14 protein-coding genes and 1 tRNA gene are annotated in these 17676 nt (G+C 59.8%); 12 read left to right on the top strand and 3 right to left on the bottom strand.

Features of this window, described 5'->3' with window-relative positions:
* Window positions 1-115: 115 nt before the first annotated feature.
* The 3 genes from SGN16_RS24665 to SGN16_RS24655 all read left to right on the top strand — a co-directional run bounded on the left by SGN16_RS24665 (window position 116) and on the right by SGN16_RS24655 (window position 2322).
* The gene (locus SGN16_RS24665; protein WP_335945610.1) at window positions 116-1432 is read left to right on the top strand and encodes a PAS domain-containing methyl-accepting chemotaxis protein; all 1317 of its coding nucleotides are present in this window, start codon (window positions 116-118) and stop codon (window positions 1430-1432) included.
* 94 nt (window positions 1433-1526) lie between these two features.
* Window positions 1527-2081: a DUF2975 domain-containing protein gene (locus tag SGN16_RS24660; RefSeq protein ID WP_335945609.1), complete on the top strand. Its 555-nt coding sequence runs from the start codon at window positions 1527-1529 to the stop codon at window positions 2079-2081.
* 7 nt (window positions 2082-2088) lie between these two features.
* On the top strand, window positions 2089-2322 hold the full coding sequence (locus SGN16_RS24655) for a helix-turn-helix transcriptional regulator (RefSeq protein WP_335945608.1): 234 nt from the start codon (window positions 2089-2091) through the stop codon (window positions 2320-2322).
* Here the strand turns inward: SGN16_RS24655 and ggt are convergent.
* From ggt to SGN16_RS24640, 3 genes are all read right to left on the bottom strand, one after another.
* Window positions 2304-4145 (bottom strand): gamma-glutamyltransferase, encoded by a 1842-nt coding sequence (gene ggt / locus SGN16_RS24650; RefSeq protein WP_335945607.1) that lies wholly within the window; start codon window positions 4143-4145, stop codon window positions 2304-2306. The genes SGN16_RS24655 and ggt overlap by 19 nt on opposite strands.
* Window positions 4146-4344: 199 nt before the next feature.
* Window positions 4345-4421, bottom strand: a tRNA-Met gene (locus tag SGN16_RS24645).
* 103 nt (window positions 4422-4524) lie between these two features.
* A complete protein-coding gene (locus SGN16_RS24640) occupies window positions 4525-6582 on the bottom strand; it encodes a methyl-accepting chemotaxis protein (RefSeq protein ID WP_335945606.1) in 2058 nt (685 codons plus the stop codon).
* A 330-nt stretch (window positions 6583-6912) separates the two neighbouring features.
* Between SGN16_RS24640 and SGN16_RS24635 the strand changes: the two genes are divergently transcribed.
* The 9 genes from SGN16_RS24635 to SGN16_RS24595 all read left to right on the top strand — a co-directional run bounded on the left by SGN16_RS24635 (window position 6913) and on the right by SGN16_RS24595 (window position 17611).
* Complete coding sequence (locus tag SGN16_RS24635; RefSeq protein WP_210640881.1) at window positions 6913-8130, top strand: MFS transporter; 1218 nt, start codon at window positions 6913-6915, stop codon at window positions 8128-8130.
* 79 nt (window positions 8131-8209) lie between these two features.
* Window positions 8210-9271, top strand: coding sequence for an ankyrin repeat domain-containing protein (locus tag SGN16_RS24630; protein WP_335945605.1), 1062 nt, complete (start codon window positions 8210-8212; stop codon window positions 9269-9271).
* Between the two features lie 546 nt (window positions 9272-9817).
* Entirely contained in the window at window positions 9818-11980 is a 2163-nt protein-coding gene (locus SGN16_RS24625) for a methyl-accepting chemotaxis protein (protein ID WP_335945604.1), read from the top strand.
* Between the two features lie 167 nt (window positions 11981-12147).
* Window positions 12148-12633 carry a hypothetical protein gene (locus tag SGN16_RS24620; protein WP_335945603.1) on the top strand — a complete coding sequence of 162 codons (486 nt, stop codon included), beginning with the start codon at window positions 12148-12150 and terminating at the stop codon, window positions 12631-12633.
* Window positions 12630-14090 carry an ATPase domain-containing protein gene (locus tag SGN16_RS24615; RefSeq protein WP_335945602.1) on the top strand — a complete coding sequence of 487 codons (1461 nt, stop codon included), beginning with the start codon at window positions 12630-12632 and terminating at the stop codon, window positions 14088-14090. Before SGN16_RS24620 ends, SGN16_RS24615 begins: the two co-directional genes overlap by 4 nt.
* 9 nt (window positions 14091-14099) lie before the next feature.
* Window positions 14100-15137 carry a HAMP domain-containing sensor histidine kinase gene (locus SGN16_RS24610; protein ID WP_335945601.1) on the top strand — a complete coding sequence of 346 codons (1038 nt, stop codon included), beginning with the start codon at window positions 14100-14102 and terminating at the stop codon, window positions 15135-15137.
* A 94-nt stretch (window positions 15138-15231) separates the two neighbouring features.
* Window positions 15232-16428, top strand: coding sequence for an enoyl-ACP reductase FabV (gene fabV / locus SGN16_RS24605; RefSeq protein WP_210640873.1), 1197 nt, complete (start codon window positions 15232-15234; stop codon window positions 16426-16428).
* Window positions 16429-16575: 147 nt separating this feature from the next.
* Window positions 16576-17019 carry a DUF3592 domain-containing protein gene (locus tag SGN16_RS24600; RefSeq protein ID WP_210640871.1) on the top strand — a complete coding sequence of 148 codons (444 nt, stop codon included), beginning with the start codon at window positions 16576-16578 and terminating at the stop codon, window positions 17017-17019.
* Between the two features lie 4 nt (window positions 17020-17023).
* Window positions 17024-17611 carry a hypothetical protein gene (locus tag SGN16_RS24595; RefSeq protein WP_210640869.1) on the top strand — a complete coding sequence of 196 codons (588 nt, stop codon included), beginning with the start codon at window positions 17024-17026 and terminating at the stop codon, window positions 17609-17611.
* Window positions 17612-17676: the final 65 nt, after the last annotated feature.

Below are 17676 nucleotides of genomic sequence, written 5' to 3'. Positions count from 1 at the left end.
GAGAGCGCTCATGATTATTTTCAGCAACCGGCCAGGGACGCTCTTTAGAAAAAAATCGCCGGGCCGATGGCAAGGAAACAAGCCACTTAACTCTCCTGCCTGCCGGAGCATGTCCATGTTCAATAAACGCTTGAAGCAGGAGCTGTCGGCTCTTCGCCAAGAACTGTCCAGCCTCATGCAAGTGAAAGAAAGCCTGGACCGCGAAATGCTGGCCCTCACGCTTGATGCCGATGGACGTGTGCAAACGGTCAATCAGAATTTTCTCGACGAAATGCACTACAAGGGCCAGGACCTGATTGGCCGATCTGTCGAGGACCTTGTTCCGGCTTACCTGAAGTCCAACGAATTCCAGCTTCGCTTCAAGTCGGCGCTGACCCGTGGCGAGCACTTTTCCGGTGCGGTGCGCCTGGTTCGCGGCAATGGCCAGGAGGCCTGGTTGCGTTCGATCCTTCAGCCAGTACGCAATGCTGACGGGCGAATCCGCTTCTTTTCGATGTATTCCAATGACCTGACCCGCACCATCGAGGGTTCCCGCGAGCATGAAAACCTCATCGGTGCATTGGTGCGTTCAACGGCGGTGATCGAATTCGACCTGAGCGGTCACGTACTGACGGCCAATGACCGCTTCCTCAACGCCATGGGTTACAGCCTGGCGCAGATCAAGGGCAAGCACCACCGCACATTTTGTGAACCGGAAGAATACAACAGCGCGGCCTACCAGCAGTTCTGGCAGCGCCTGAACAGCGGCGAGTTCGTGGCCGGCCGCTTCAAGCGCATCGACAGCAACGGCCGCGAGGTCTGGCTGGAGGCTTCCTACAACCCAGTGCTCGATGCCAACGAGCGACTTTATAAAGTGGTCAAGTTCGCCACAGACATCACTGACCAGGTCAACCAGGAAAAAGCCGTCGCCGAGGCGGCCAACATTGCCTACAGCACTTCATTGCAAACGGACAGTTGCGCCCAACGCGGGACCACGGTCGTGACTCAGGCGGTGGATGTGATGCACGACCTGGCCCGGCACATGCAGACCGCCGGCGAGGGGATCGAGGCTCTGAATGAGCAATCCCAGGTAATCGGTACCATCGTCAAGACCATCAGCGGCATCGCCGAACAGACCAACCTGCTGGCCCTCAACGCAGCCATCGAAGCGGCCCGGGCCGGAGAGCAGGGTCGAGGCTTCGCCGTGGTGGCCGATGAAGTGCGGCAACTGGCGTCACGAACCAGCCAGGCGACCGATGAAATCGTCAGCGTGGTCCACCAGAACCAGGACATGGCCCGCAATGCCGTGGCGCTGATGACCGACGGCCAGCACCAGGCCGAACAGGGCCTGGCCCTGGCAGCCGAAGCGGGGACGGTGATTGTCGAGATTCAGGACGGGGCGAAAAAAGTGGTTGATGCGGTGAGTCAGTTTGCTAACCAATTGTCGACATGATCGCTATAAATTATCGTTTATTACACATTAATTATTGCCATTAGATAATTTGATGGCTATGTTTTCGGCTCCTCTTGTTCTATTGGAGCCTCACATGCATTCGAATCGTCTCGCCCTTTACAGTCAGCGCATGGCTGCCATAACGCTTGTTTTCATTGTCGCGATGATGGTCATCAACGCCGCAGCCTGGCTGTTTCCTTCGGTGGCGTCGCAATACGGCTTGGGGTTTGCCCTGACCGAACGACAGTTGTCGAGCCTGTCTGACAGAGCGACGGGGGCGACTGGCTGGCAATGCCTTGGTGGGATCTTTTTATCGAGTATTCCTTTGCTGGCCCTGGCATCTGGGCTGGCGAACTTACGGAAATTGTTCAAGCGGTATGCCCAAGGCCAATACTTTTCCAGCGAAGCGGCGGTTTATCTGGGGAAGGCAGGTCGCGCGGTTGCGCTGTGGGTGCTGCTGGATTTCCTGTGTGAGCCGTTTCTCAGCCTGCTGATGACGATCAATGCGCCGGTTGGCCAACGATTGCTGACCCTCAGTATTACCGCCCCATCCTTTGTGGCTTTGTTTCTTGCGGCCTGTATTGCGATCATTGCCCGGATCCTGTCCCAGGCCAGTGAAGTCGATTCAGAAAACCGAACTTTCGTTTGAGAACCTCATGCCTATCGTGATTCAACTTGATGTAATGCTGGCGACACGCAAGGTCAAATCCAAGGACCTGGCCGCCGCCATAGGTATTACCGAAGCCAACCTTTCCTTGCTCAAACAAGGAAAGGTCAAGGGTATACGGCTGGCGACCCTCGAAGCCATTTGCAGCTATCTGCAATGTCAGCCAGCCGATCTGCTGGTCTATCAACCCCAGGGCGAGGTCGATCAGTCCCCCAGTGCTTGACCCTCGCGCCGTGGATCTGCCCCGCCAGCCAGTGACGTTTTCCCTTGCGCATCGCGCACCCGGACAATCGCCTGGGTGCCGCTGTTCATGTCGATCTCGCTCACGGTGTGACCCTTGTCCTTCAATGCCTGGATCAACGCCGGGCTGAACTGGCCCTGCTCCAGTTCGGTGGGGCCGTTGCGGCTGCCGAAGTTGGGAAGGTTGATAGCGGTTTGCGGGTCCAGGTCCCAGTCGAGCAGGCCAATCACTGACTTGGCGACGTATTCGATGATTTGCGAGCCGCCGGGGGAGCCGACAGCGGCCAGCAGTCGGCCCTGATGATCGAAAATCAGCGTCGGTGCCATGGACGAGCGTGGGCGTTTGCCCGGTTCGACGCGGTTGGCGACTTTTTGCCCATTCTCTTCGGGGATGAATGAGAAGTCGGTCATCTGGTTGTTGAGCATGAAGCCCTGGACCATCAAATGTGAGCCGAACGCCGATTCCACCGTCGTGGTCATGGACACCGCGCCACCCTGGTCATCCACGGCCACCACTTGCGAGGTGGAAATACGCAGGGGTGAACGGTCCGGGGCGTAGGCCACCTGGATGCCCGGTGGTGTGCCCGGCTTGGCGACACCCATGCTACGAGGACCGATCAGGCTGGCGCGGCTGGCGAGGTAACCTTGATCGACCAGGCCTTTGAGCGGCACGGCTACAAAGTTTGGGTCGGCAATGTATTGGGCGCGGTCGGCATAGGCCAGGCGCTCGGCCTCGGCGATCAGGTGCACCGCTTCGGGGGTAGGCTCAATGCCGGCGGGTTTAGCGGTCTTGAGGGGTTTCAAGGGCGCCAGGGCTGCGTTGCTGTCGCGCTGTTCCAGGGCCTGCAACGTCCCGAGGATCTGCGCCACGGCAACCCCGCCCGAAGACGGTGGTGGCATGCCGCAGATTTGCCAGCGCTTGTAGTCGGTGCATAGCGCTGGCCGCTCCCGTGCGGTGTAGCCCTGGAGGTCGTTCAGCGAAAGACTGCCGGGGTTGGCGTGGCCCTGTACCTTGGCGACGATCTCCTCGGCAACCGGCCCTTTGTACAAGGCATCGGGACCTTCGTGGGCGATGCGCTTGAGCACGCCGGCCAATGCCGGGTTTTTCAGCACGGTGCCGACCGCCTTTGGGCTGCCATCGGCATTGAGAAAGTAGGCCGCCATATCTGGCGAACCCGGCAACGACGGGTCGGACGCGATCAAGGCATGCAGCCTGGGAGAGATCGCGAAGCCCCGCTCCGCCAGCGCGATGGCCGGCTCGAACAGCGTCGCCCATTCGAGACGGCCATGTTTGCGATGGGCCAGTTCCAGTCCACGCAATACCCCCGGTGTACCCACGGAACGACCGCCGATCTGTGCGGCCGTAAACGGCATGGGTTTGCCGTCAGCTTGCAGGAACAGCCTTTCGGTGGCGCCAGCCGGTGCCGTTTCGCGACCGTCATAGGTGCGCACCGCCTTGCCGTCCCACAACACAATGAACGCCCCCCCGCCGATGCCGGAGGATTGCGGCTCCACCAGGGTCAGCACCGCTTGCATCGCAATGGCTGCGTCGATGGCTGAACCGCCACGTCGCAACATCTCCCGCCCGGCCTCAGCCGCCAACGGATTGGCCGCGGCGGCCATGTGCTTGTCGGCGTGGCGGGTCTGCAGGTCGGTGCGGTAGCCGGAGACGACCTCCGGAGGGGCAGGCAATGCAGGTGTGGTTGTGGAGGAGGGTGGGGCCTTACAGGCAGCGAGCGTTAGAGCGACAGCCAGCAGCGAAACGGCTGACAGGCGATGTAGATTGGGTTTGAGATCTATAAGCATGTGTCGCTCCATCCGTGGGCCTGGGGGATAGAGAACGACTGTAGCGACGCGAGGCGTGGGGCGCAAATCAACACGCAGCTGATCGCCTTAATTTCCGGCTTGTCTGTCTGCACGGTGGAACGAACAAACCTGGGAGAGCAGGCGCTTTTTTCGAGGCATAAAAAAACGGCTTATCTTTCGATAAGCCGTTTTTAGTACTTGGTGGCTACACAGGGACTTGAACCCCGGACCCCAGCATTATGAATGCTATGCTCTAACCAACTGAGCTATGTAGCCAAGTGGCGCGCATTATTCGCCGGTAGCGAAGATGTGTCAAGCGTAAATCTGAAATATTTCTCTGCGCTTTCAACCGCTTATCAATCCTCGCTACAAATACCCGTCAACCGAGTTGAAATCTCCCCGTATTGGCACTCAAGGCCTGGCTACCCTTGCTCAGGGTATCCGCTGCCAGGTTCACGGCCCGCGCGCCATCGAGCAAGCGCATGGCCGCTTGATCGACCTGCTGGATATTGCCGCTGACCTCGTCGGCGGTGCTGGCCTGTTCATCCACCGCCGTGGCGATTTGCGCCAGGGTGTCGGTGACGCTTTGCACGGCGCTGGCGATTTCTGCCAGGCGTTCACCCAGGCCCGTGACCGCTTGGGCGTCGGTCTGGGCCTGGCCGCAGGCTGCTTCCATCAGGCTGACCGCTTCATTGACGGTGGCGCGCAGGCTGTCGACGGTGCCGGCAATCTGTTGCGTGGAGGACTGGGTGCGTTGCGACAGGCTGCGCACTTCATCGGCCACCACCGCAAAACCTCGTCCTTGTTCTCCGGCGCGAGCGGCTTCGATGGCGGCGTTGAGGGCCAATAGGTTGGTTTGTTCGGCCACACCACGAATGGTATCGACCACCAGTTGGATCTGTTGTCCCTGTTCGCTGACCCGACCCAGTGCGGCGGCGGTTTCGTTGAGCCGCTGGTTGAGCTGCTGGATGCTCGCCGTGGTGCGTTGGCTGTCGCGGCTGCTGTCGGTGGCGATGCGCCGGGTCTGCTGGGCGCTGTCGGAAGCCTGTTCACAACTTCTCGCCACGCCTTGAGACGTGGCAGCCAGTTGTGTCGCGGCGGCAGCAATCTGGCTGATCTGCATCTGCTGGGCTTCGACTTCGTCAAGCGCGCCGCTGGAATGAGTATTGAGGGTGCGCACTGCGTTGCTCAACTGCAAGGTTTCGTGGTCCACCCCCAGCAGACTGTTGCGCAACTGCACCACGGCGACGTTGAGGGCGGTGCTGATGGCCGCCAGTTCGTCGCGTCCCTGCACCGGCACTTGCAGGCTGAGATTGCCGTCACGCAGGGCTTCGGCCAGCAGGGTGATGCCGCTGGCGCTGCGCCGGATCGACGCTTGCAGGCAGATGAAGAGGTACAGCGCGGCCAGCAACAGGCAGCCGAGCACCGTCGCCACCAGCGTGAACTGGCGGATCGCCGAGCCGTGGTAGTGATCCAGCCGGGTGTCCAGTGCTACCAGGGATTGTTGGCGCAGGGTGGCGAGATCTGTCAGGAGGGCATCCATGTGTTTCTCGAAGTCTTCCGGCTTGAGATTGATAGAGCCGCCGAACACGCCGTCATCCAGCACTTTAAGCCCAGCATCCAGGTGCTTGAGGCTGCCCTGGAATTGTCCGGCCCAGGTTTGCAGATCACTGGGCAGGCGTGTTTCCAGCAAGGTACCGGTTTTGATCAACTGGTCCCGGGCGTCACCGATACGGCTGCGCAGGTCCCGCAGTTGCAGGCGGCTCTGCAAGGTGAACTGGCCTGATACCACGGAGGCCTGGCCGACGCTGGTCAGGCGGCCGACCCGTTCGATCAGGTCCGGTGTCTGTTGGGTGGAAATCTGCGTCAGCAAATACGTCTCCAACCAGGAGGCGAGGGTCAGGCGGTTGTCCATAACCATTTGCTCGCGCAAGGCTTGCAGTGCGCTCAGGGCCGTGGTGAAACGGTCGTAACCGTCTGGCCACCAGCCCACGGCGCCCAGGCTCTTCGAATCCAGGCCGTTGAGGCTGGTTTGCAGGGTTTGATAGCGGGCGAGGGTGTCGGCTTCGGCGCCCTCGGCTTGCAGGGTACTGCCCAAGTCGCTGGCGGCCTGGTTGAGGGCCGGTTGCACTGCGTCGAAAGCCGCCATTGCGGCAAGGGTTGCCGGCGTCGGTTGTCGATTGGTTTCGGTGGCACGCCAACGGGCCGCACGGTTGCGCTGGGCGGTGAGCAGGTTGTCCAAGTTATCCAGGGCCAGCAACTGGCGTACCCCGGCGCGTTCCCCGGAAATCAGGCTGAGTTTGTCACGATAGTCCTGGCCGATCAGCCACAGGCTGCCCATGAGTGGCAGGATGAAAAGCAGGAACAACAGCTGGAATTTACGGGCGAAGCCGAAACGTCCCAGCAATCCGATGCCCGGTGATAGAAAAGCCTGCATGCCCATACTCCCCTGAACACCCTTGCACTGTTTTTGTGCGTTTCTACACAGTGTAGAAGCAGGTGCCCTTTTAAAAGGCCTCGAAAGTTTGTCCAAATCGGCTCGGTAGGCCAGCTCTGTAGCGAAACTTCCCATTCTCGGTCCTCTTTGTAAGAGGCCGCGTTCTAGGCCATTAACAAGGCAAGATTCAGACCATGGCGTTGCGCTATCACCTTGGATTCCGACAATTTTCTAGTTCGATAGCAAGCTAAGGGGATAGCCTGGCTGCACCGAAAAATGGCACATTGATGAACCTGCCCGTGTGCACCCATCTGCCGTATGGAAACTCCCATGGCTATCAGCAACACCCACGCCGATACGAAGTCGGTCCCCGCCACGCCTCAAAGCAGCCCGCTGGTCATGCGCATCATTGGTGCCGTGGCGTTGGCACACTTGATCAACGACCTGATCCAGGCGGTGTTGCCGTCTATTTACCCGATGCTCAAGGCCAGTTATGGCCTGACCTTTACCCAGGTTGGTTTGATCACGCTGACGTTCCAGCTGACGGCATCACTGCTGCAGCCCTGGGTCGGTTATCACACGGATCGACACCCCAAGCCCTGGCTGCTGCCGGCGGGGACGGTGTGCACGCTGATCGGCATCGTGATGATGTCCATGGTCGGCAGTTTCCCTCTGATTCTGTTGGCCGCCGCGCTGATCGGCATCGGCTCATCGACCTTTCACCCTGAAGCCTCGCGCGTCGCACGACTGGCCTCGGGCGGGCGTTACGGCTTGGCGCAGTCGACCTTCCAGGTCGGCGGGAACGCTGGTTCTGCTTTCGGCCCTTTGCTGGCGGCCGCAATCATTATTCCCTACGGGCAAGGCAATGTGGCCTGGTTCGGGTTGTTCGCCCTGTTTGCGCTGTTCGTGCTGTACCGCATCAGCCGCTGGTACGCCAACCACCTGAACCTGTTCAAGCTCAAGCAAGGCCAGGCGGCCACTCACGGTTTATCCAAAGGGCGGGTCTTGAGTGCGCTGGTGGTGCTGGGGCTACTGGTGTTTTCCAAGTATTTCTACATGGCGAGCTTTACCAGCTACTTCACCTTTTACCTGATCGAAAAGTTCGACCTGTCGGTAGCGTCCTCGCAGTTGCACCTGTTCCTGTTCCTCGGCGCGGTGGCGGCGGGAACCTTCTTCGGCGGCCCGATCGGCGACCGGATCGGGCGCAAGGCGGTGATCTGGTTCTCGATCCTGGGCGTGGCGCCGTTCACCTTGATCCTGCCCCACGTTGACCTGCTGTGGACCAGCATCCTCAGCGTGGTCATCGGCTTTATCCTGGCTTCGGCATTCTCGGCCATCGTGGTGTACGCCCAGGAACTGGTGCCGGGCAATGTCGGGATGATCGCCGGCGTATTCTTTGGGTTGATGTTCGGTTTCGGTGGGATCGGCGCCGCGCTGCTGGGGCACCTGGCGGACATCCGTGGCATCGAGTACGTGTATTGGTTGTGCTCGTTCCTGCCGTTGTTCGGGGTGTTGGCGATTTTCCTGCCGAGAACCAAAAAAGTCTGATCTACATTCAGATGGCCGTGACCTATGAATATTTGATTTCATGCTGAAAAATCTTTGGATCAGAACGGTGACCGCCGCCATGGGTAAGCGTAAACGCAAGACATTGCCGAAGGATTTCGGTCAGTTGCTGGAGCGGGCCTCGTTTGCCGAGCTGGTCGCCGTGTTCGATGAATGCGAGCTTGGAGCCACCGGCGGTTACAGCAAGAGCACCGCGTTGGGCTTCTACAACTGCCCCGACGAACTGGTCCGCTGGCTGGTGGAGCAGGGCGCCGACATCAATGCCCGTGACACTTACCAACGCACGCCCCTGCATCATCGCAGTTCGAGTTGGATCGGCGGTGTCGACCTGCTACTGGATTTGGGCGCCGATATCGAGGCGCAGGATTACCAGGGCTACACGCCGCTGCATGCCGCGGCCAATAGTCACAAAGCTGACGCCATCGCTGCCCTGATCCGCCGTGGCGCCAATGTCGATGCCAAGAGTCGGCAGGGACAAGGTGTGCTGCATATCGCCCTGGCAACTACCCGCAACGCCGATATCGAGGCCACCGCGAAAATTGCCCAGATTCTGCTGGCCGCGGGGCTGCCGCGCGATGACGGCATGCTCGCTGAAGTGCAGCGCATCGGCCGTGAATTCGAGTTTCACCGGGCCTCCTTCAACCCGGACTATCTCGAGGCAACGGACGCTGCCCTGGCCAGTCTTTATCGTCTTTTCGACGTCACTCCCGTTGCCTCCCGCAAGGTTCACGACGGTCAGGCCGCTATCGTCGTCACGGCCTGTGGCTGGCCTGACCAGCATCAGCAACTGTGGGAGCTGCTGGTGCCATCCTCTGGCGCCGCAGCGACGGCGCAGGGTGAGGTGATCCGCATCAGTGGCCGTATATCCCGAGAGATTCACCACAACGGCTCGGCCAACTGGGACGCGGATTTCAAAGCGATGTTGGCGGCTCTGGTTAGCCACGTGGGCAGCGCCGTGCCCTTGCCGGCGGCCGAACTCGCTGAAGCACGGGCGCTGGCTGCCGCTCTGCGCAATGGCAACGATGACGCCGAGCACACGGATCGTCTTTGTGAATTGGCTGTGCGCTGGGTCATCGCCAACCCGCAGCCGGTGCCATTGACGATGCCCTCCTACAGCCGATAACGCGACGGCGCGCCCAGCCCTTCCAGGATCAAATAGCCCGGCGTGATGCCTCGCACGCGCCGCAGGTCTTCCCGGCACCGTGTGGTGTACACAACACTCGCGGGGCACTTTCCCCTCGGGTGTCGGGCCTGCTGAATTACGACTAAAGCACTATTTTGTATAAGTCCTAAGTTCGATTTTGTATAAATGTCGACGGTGTTAACTTGCTGTCGTGGTTATTGGTCTGAATGGATTCTGCGGCATTATTCAAGGGTGACCCTATGGTTACTGGACAAGCAGGCTTTCGCATTCTTTCCACCTATCGCCCTTATTGTCCAGGTACATAAGGCCTTCGGTTCCTGACTTGAATACCCCTTACTGCTTTTTTGCCCCCAACCCGCCACGTTTCAAATACTTATAAAGCAGCTGTATCGCCGTGCCCTTTCAAGACGCTTGTCTTGTGGGCCGCGTAAACAGCCGTGATCGATGGTTATTCGCCGCGTCGTGCATGAGTTGGAGACCGTCGTCTTTAACGCTGGCAATAAATAGAATCAGGCAGGGGATGATATGAAGTTCAAGTCATTGCAGGCACGCATTTGTGTCACGGCAGGCGTTTGCCTGTTTGTTTCATCGGTCAGCCTGATTATCTACGGGCTCTTTACCGCACGGGCCAATGAGCAATACGTGGCCACTGAAGTCTCGGCACTGGTGGAAAAATCCACCATCCGGGAAATTCAGAACCTGGCCGAATCCCGGGCCAACGCCATTCAGGCCAAGTTGCAAAATGCCCTGGATGCGGCCCGCACCATGGCCAATGCCTTTGCCGCCAGCAAGGCCACGCAAAGCCCCCTGGCATTGGGCCGGGAACAGATCAATACGGTGTTGCTCGGCGTCCTCAAGGACAACCCTGATTTCAATGGCACCTATTCCTGCTGGGAACCGGATGCGCTGGACGGACAGGATCTGGCATCGCGCAATGCCCAGGATGGCAGTAATCCACAGACGGGGCGCTTCACGCCTTACTGGACACGCAGCGCCGGTGGCCATGTCGCGGTGCAGCCGTTGGTCGAATACGACTCGCCGGATCGTCACCCCAATGGTGTGCCTAAAGGCGGGTGGTACAGCGGCCCGCGCGACACCCTGAAGGAAAGCGTGCTGGACCCCATTCCTTACGTGGTCCAGGGTAAAAACGTCTGGCTGACCACCTTGTCGGTTCCAATCGTCGCCAATGGCAAGTTCTACGGTGTGGTCGGGGCGGACTACGATATCGCCTTTATCCAGAAACTCAGCGAGCAGATGTCCGCCGAGCTCTACGGCGGCAAGGGTACGGTGTCGATCCTGAGTAACCAGGGCCTGGTGGTCGCAGACAGCCAGCGCACTGACCTGATTGGCCAGTCCATCAAGGCCTTGCTGCCTGAGTCCTGGGAAAAAGTGCTGGGCGATATCCAGGGCGGTCGCAGTGACGGCTTGCTCAACTCACAAACCCAGAACATCGAAGTGCTGATGCCCATTACGCTCGGTCGTACAGGCAAGCCATGGGCGGTACTGATTCGCCTGCCCAAGGCCGTGGTCATGAGCCAGGCCATTGCCCTGGAGCAGGAGTTGCAGGCGCGCAGTATCAGCAACAGCATCTGGCAAGTCTCGGTGGGCCTGGGTATTTCGCTGCTGGCCCTGGCCGCCCTGTGGTTTGCCGCCGCGAAAATCGTCGGGCCGATTCGCGAGGCCGCGGCCTTGGCCGCCAACATCAGCCTGGGGGATTTCTCCCGTCGTTTGGTGCAGAAATCCGAAGATGAAGTCGGGCAGTTGTCTGTCGCGCTCAACGACATGTCTGAAAGCCTGCAACGGCAAGTGCGAGTGGCCGAGCGCATTTCCGAAGGAGACCTGGACCTGGAGGTCCGCTTGTCTTCGCCCCACGATACCCTGGGCAAGTCACTGGAGAAGATGGTCAGCAACCTGAACCAGCTGATTTCCGAGGTGCAGACCAGCGCCACGCAGATTACCGGGAGCTCGGCGCAGGTCACCGACCTGAGCCAGTCATTGTCTGATGGCGCGTCCAATTCCGCGTCGTCCATTACCGAAATCAGCGCGGTGATGACGCAAATGGCCGCGCAGACCCGGGACAACGCCGCCAACGCCAAGAAGGCCGATGAGCAATCCCAGGCATCCCGTGCCGATGCGGGGGAGAGCGATAAATTGATGAGCGAGCTGATTGCCGCCATGGCCGAAATCGACAACTCGGGCAAGGACATCACCGCGATCATCACCACCATCGACAATATTGCCGCTCAAACCAATCTGTTGGCGCTGAATGCGGCCATCGAAGCCGCCCGGGCGGGTGAGCTTGGGCGCGGTTTTGCCGTGGTGGCCGATGAAGTGCGCAGCCTGGCCGCCCGCAGCGCCGAGGCCGCCCAGCAAACGGCCGCGCTGATCGCCGACTCTTCGAGCAAGACGCAACGCGGCATGATCATCGCCGGCCGGACCGCCGAATCGCTGAAAAACATCGTCACGGGAACCAGCGCGGTTTCCAACCTGGTTTCGCTGATCTATCAAGCCTCCAGCGAGCAGGCTTCGGGTTTGCAGCAGGCCAGCATCGGCTTGGAGCAGATCGATGAGGTGACGCAGAAAAACCAGTCCAACTCGCAAGAATGCGCGGTGGCGGCCAAGGACCTTTCGGAGCGCGCCTCGCTGATGCAACGCGTGCTGGGACGCTTCAAGGTCAAAAGGGGTTAGTTTTTTTCAGCCCGCTCCAGACGCGAGCCTGGAGCGTTATCACGTAAAATCCCCGTATCCACGAGTGATACCGGGGATTTTTCATTTTAGGTTAGCGGCCAGGCTGGATTTATCCGCTAACGGCAGATGATCGCAATTGCATTGCTTCGCCCAGTGGGAGCTCGATAATGCCCTTGAGGGTGTACTATCAAAGCTTGCCCATCGGATATCAGTTAGCTATGTCCACGCTAAGCGAAGAGAGCCGTCAGATCGTAGCTTCTCTGACGCACCGCGTTGGCCCCAACGCTGACATTGACAAGACCGCCCATGCGATCATTTCGATTTTGCAGGATATCGAGGCGGCCCTCACGCCCGTCATTGGCCAGCAAGGGGTTGCCGCGCTTTATCGCCGCAGCCTGCACTTGTGTGGGGCTACCCATCCGCGCCTGACCAGCACCTGCGATAGAGTGCAGGCCGGCCAGGTTCTGACGGCCCTTAAATCCGTACTCGTCGAGCAAAGCGAAGCCGATGCGCTGTTTTTCGGTGAAATGTTGCTGAGCATTTTCTACGAGTTGCTGACCACGTTGATCGGGCCTTCGCTCACCGCACGTTTGCTTCGTGGCGTGTGGGAACCTTCCTTGAGCGACACCCCTTCGCAGGAAAATTCGCCATGAGCACCAAAGTGACTATCAACCGCTTGGCCACCGGCGTGCCAGGGCTGGACGAGGTCTTGGGCGGAGGATTGCCGGAGTTTTCCTTCAATCTGATCGCCGGCCCGCCCGGTTGCGGCAAGACCACCCTCGCACACCAGATGATGTTTGCCCTTGCGACCCCCGAGCGTCCCGCGCTGTTTTTTACCGTGCTGGGCGAGCCGCCACTGAAGATGCTGCGTTATCAACAGCAGTTCGATTTCTTCGACAGCGACGCGATCAATCAGTCGATCCGCTACGTCAACCTGGCTGACGACACCCTGGCCGGGGATCTGGACGAAGTGCTGCGGCGTATTGTCAGCGAGGTGGAGGCTCACTCCCCGGCGCTGGTGTTCGTGGACTCGTTCCGTTCGGTAGTGCTGGCCAGCCAGACCCAGGACAACCCCAATAACAACCTGCCGCAGTTCGTCCAGCAGTTGGGCATGTTGATGACCACCTGGCAGGCCACGACTTTCCTGATCGGCGAGTATTTCACCGAAACCGATACCAACCCGATTTTCACCGTGGCCGATGGGCTGATCTGGCTGCGCCAGAGCGTTCAGCGCAACTCCATGGTGCGCAAGATGGAAATCATGAAAATGCGCGGCCAGCCGACGCTGCCGGGCCTGCACACCTTCCGTATCGCTGCGTCGGGAATCAAGGTATTTGCCCCTGCACCTTTCAACCCGGGCGAAGCGCCACTGGAATTTCCGATCAAGCGCCTGGCCATGGGCGTACCGCAGCTCGATGAAATGCTCGGCGGTGGCCTGCCGCGCGGGTATTCCTTGTTAGTGGCGGGGCCGTCCGGTTCAGGCAAGAGCATTCTGGCGGCGTCCTTTCTCGCCGAAGGTGCGCGCAACGGTGAGACCGGCGTGATCGCGGTGTTTGAACAGCGCCCCAATCACTCCCAGAACGCCAAGCTCGCCGACTTGATTCAATCTGGAAAAGTCGGGCTGGTGGATAGCCGCGCGCCGGACCTGTCCATCGACGAAATCGTGCACTTGCTGCTCAGTGAGATCGCCCGCCTGAAAGCGACCCGGGTGGTGATCGATTCGCTGTCGGGCTTCGAACTGGCGCTGGCGCCGACCTTCCGCGAAGACTTTCGCGAGTCGCTGTCGCGCATGGTCACGGCGTTGACCAGCGCCGGTGTCACGGTATTGCTGACGTCGGAGCTGGAGGACCGCTACACCGACCTGCGTTTCAGTCCTTATGGCACGGCGTTTCTCACCGACGCCATCATCGTTCAACGCTACATTGAAGTGCAGAGCCGTTTATTGCGCATCATGGCCGTGGTCAAGGTCCGCGCCAGCGCTCACTCCGATGAATTACGCCTTTATCGCATCGACGACAACGGTTTGCAGATCGGTGAAATGTTGCCGGATCAGGAGGGGTTGCTTGGAGGTCGCCCCACCCGGCGGCTTTCTGGCAAAGGCGCTGGATGAGTCACGATCATGGATGAAACCCATGGCAAGGATGAGCAAGCGAAGGCCACGGTCGCTCGCGAGCTGTTCCTGCTTGGCCAGAAAACCGTCGAGGCGCGGGCGGTGCTGGCGGCGTTGCATAAGGAACTGAACGACGCCAACACCCAGCTCGCCGATAAGCAACAGATCGAGCAATTGATCGAGGCCAACCAGCAGTTGGTCCTGGCGATCCTGTCGGCCCAGTCCGAGGCTGAAAAGCCAAAAAACGCGCAGGCGGCAGAACAACAGCAGCTGTACCTGGATATGCGCGAAGCCAATGAGCTATTGGTCATCGCCGCCCTCAGCGCGCAACACCTGAAGGCCTCGGCCGAACGCGCGCTGGAACGCCAGCGTAGCGTCCTCGCCCTGGTGGCCCATGAACTGCGTAATCCACTGAACCCCATCAGTATGATTGCCGGCCGACTGGCACGGGCGCCCAGTGAGGAACTGCCGCGCATGCAGAAGTTGATCGAAGGCCAGGTGCGGCACATGTCTCGGTTGGTCGAAGACTTGCTCGACGTCTCTCGGGTCAAGACCGGCAAGTTTCGCCTCGATTGCGAGATTGTCGATATCGTTCAGATCATTCATGAGTCCATCGACAACTGTCGGCCGGTCATGCTCTCTGGCGACTTGCACTTCAGCGCCGAATTACCCGCGTCTGTACTATCCATGAACGGCGATCCGGTGCGGCTCGCGCAGATTTTCGGCAACTTGCTGGGCAATGCCGTCAAGTACACCCCCGCCGGCGGCACGATCAGGCTTTCGGCCACCGTCGAGGCCGACCTATTGGAGGTCAGCATCCGCGATAGCGGCATGGGGATCTCGGCCAAGGCGCTGCCATTCATTTTCGAGCCGTTCGTGCAGGACGTTCACGCCGTCGGCTTCAGCGGCGCAGGCCTGGGCATTGGCCTGACGGTGGTGCGCGAATTGGTCGAAAGCCACGGTGGCACCGTGATTGGCAAGAGCGCGGGGGATGGCCTGGGGAGCGAGTTCATCGTGAGGTTGCCGTTGGTGAGTCAAGCCACGTAAGGCGACATTCACCGTGACGCTTCCACGTTCCAGGCGTCTACGACTTTAATGGCCAGTGTTGGCGCTCTACATCCTGGAAGAGGCAGATCCTTTTATGATCATCAAACCGCGCGTTCGTGGCTTTGTCTGTGTGACGACCCACCCCACTGGCTGTGAAGCCAATGTCAAGAGTCAGATCGACTACGTGACCGCCCAAGGCCCCATCACCGATGGGCCAAAGAACGTACTCGTGATCGGTGCATCGACCGGCTACGGGCTGGCTGCGCGGATTACGGCCGCTTTTGGTTGTGGCGCCAAGACCCTGGGTGTGTTTTTTGAACGTGAAGGTGATCCAGGCAAGCTCGGCACCGCCGGTTGGTACAACACCGCGGCCTTTCACTCGTTCGCCGAGTCAGAGGGCCTCTACGCCAAGAGCATCAACGGCGATGCGTTTTCCGATGAAATCAAACAACAGACCATCGACGTCATCAAGCGCGACTTGGGCAAGATCGACCTCGTTGTCTACAGTCTGGCCGCGCCACGCCGCACGCACCCCAAGACCGGTGCCGTACTGAGCTCTACCCTCAAGCCGCTCGACAAGGCCGTGACCTTGCGCGGGCTGGATACTGATAAAGAAGTGGTCAAGGAGACCACCCTGGAGCCGGCGACCCAAAGCGAAATCGATGGCACGGTGGCCGTGATGGGCGGCGAAGACTGGCAGATGTGGATCGATGCCCTGCACGAAGCGGGTGTCCTGGCTGATGGGGCGAAAACGACTGCGTTCACCTACTTGGGCGAAAAGCTGACCCATGACATCTACTGGAATGGTTCCATTGGCGCGGCCAAGAAAGACCTGGACCAGAAAGTCCTTGGTATCCGTGAACGATTGGCTGCCCTGGGGGGCGATGCGCGGGTCTCGGTATTGAAAGCCGTGGTGACCCAGGCCAGTTCAGCGATCCCGATCATGCCGCTGTACCTGTCATTGCTGTTTAAAGTCATGAAGGAGCAGGGCACGCACGAAGGGTGTATCGAGCAGGTTCATGCGCTCTACAAAGACAGCTTGTACGGCCATTCTCCTGTGATGGACGAGGAGGGGCGTCTGCGCGTGGACTACAAGGAACTGGCACCTCAAGTGCAAGACCGCGTCAAGCAACTCTGGGATCAGGTCAGCACGGATAACCTTTATGAGCTGACGGACTTTGTCGGTTACAAAGCGGAGTTCCTGCGTCTCTTCGGTTTTGGGGTAGAAGGGGTGGACTATGAGGCTGACGTCGATCCGGACGTCAAGATTGCCAATCTGGTCCAGGCATAGGGCATAAGTCTGGACGCTGCCTCGACGCTTCATGCAAGAGGCAGCGGCTTCTCCTGTCCTCAATCATTTTGCGCATGGGATGGGGAGTCGCGAAGCTTCTTTGTTATCCTGACGCCCCTCTTTCATGGACGAACGCCGAGACACACCATGGCTAACGACACCCCGTCACACATCGGGAAGATACTGCTGGGTCTGCTGTTTGCCCTGATTGGTATCGTCCTGTTGGGCATTACCGTCAATCTCACGCTTGAGCGCCGCGAGTTCCTCGCCCGCGCCCAGACCGCCGATGGCATCGTCAGCCGCCTGAATGCCGGCGGTTCGCATCCTGAGATCGCCTTCACCGCTGGCACTGGCGAGAAAATCTCTTATCCCCAGGGCGGCTTGATCTTCGGCTATCGGGAGGGGCAGTCGGTACGCGTGCATTACTTGCCCGAGCAGCCGGCCAGCAGCGCTATCGTCGATGATCCGGGTGCACTGTGGGGGCCTTCCGGGCTGCTGGGTTGCCTGGGTCTGATGTTTACCATTGCTGGTCTGGCAAAAGCCATTCGTCAGCGTGGTCACGGTGCAGTTCACTCACATAAAGGACTTTGAGCGTATGAGCTTCAACATCCCAATCCCGGTCAATGAAAGTCGCTGGCAGTATCAGACCGCCAGCGGCGGTGGTCTGACCGTGGTCATGGTGGCGGGCAGTGGCGGTTCGATCATCCTGCGTTCGCCCCAAGGTGAGGACGTCAGCTACCGCTACGGCGGCGTCGGGGTAGGGGCCGGATTCGGCGCGCGGCTGCCGCGTTTCGGCAAGATCAATATCCAGGTCAAGGGTAAGAGCGTGGCTGGCGTCGGCGCAGCGGAGGCGTTCCCCAGCTTCGGCAAGGTGTTTGTCAGCGACGCCTTGGCCAGTCGCGACCTGACCAGCGATGACATCACCGGCCCCTGCATGTATACCGAAGTGGGCGGAGGCCTGGTGGTCGGTGCTTCCGCCACGGCCCTGTTGTTCGGGCTCGATCCCAAGCTGCTGGCATTGTCGATGGCGCTGAACGCCAACCCGGCGACCGCGCTCATCGCGTCCACCACGGTCAACCGGCAGTTGGCGAAGTCGGCCAAGGGTGCGCTGGTCATGGCAGGCATGAACGCTGGTGTGCAGGCCGGTGGTGGCGGGGCGATCTATATAGGCTATCTGTTCTAGGCCGTATCGAATCTCAAGTACCTCCAAACCACGCCCATGAAAAAGCCGCGAACCAACGCGGCTTT

The sequence above is a fragment of the Pseudomonas sp. G166 genome (assembly GCF_037027455.2).
In the GTDB taxonomy this organism is placed as follows: Bacteria; Pseudomonadota; Gammaproteobacteria; order Pseudomonadales; family Pseudomonadaceae; genus Aquipseudomonas.
Note: the sequence above shows the minus strand (reverse complement) of the source record. Positions and strands in the feature narration are given on the sequence as shown.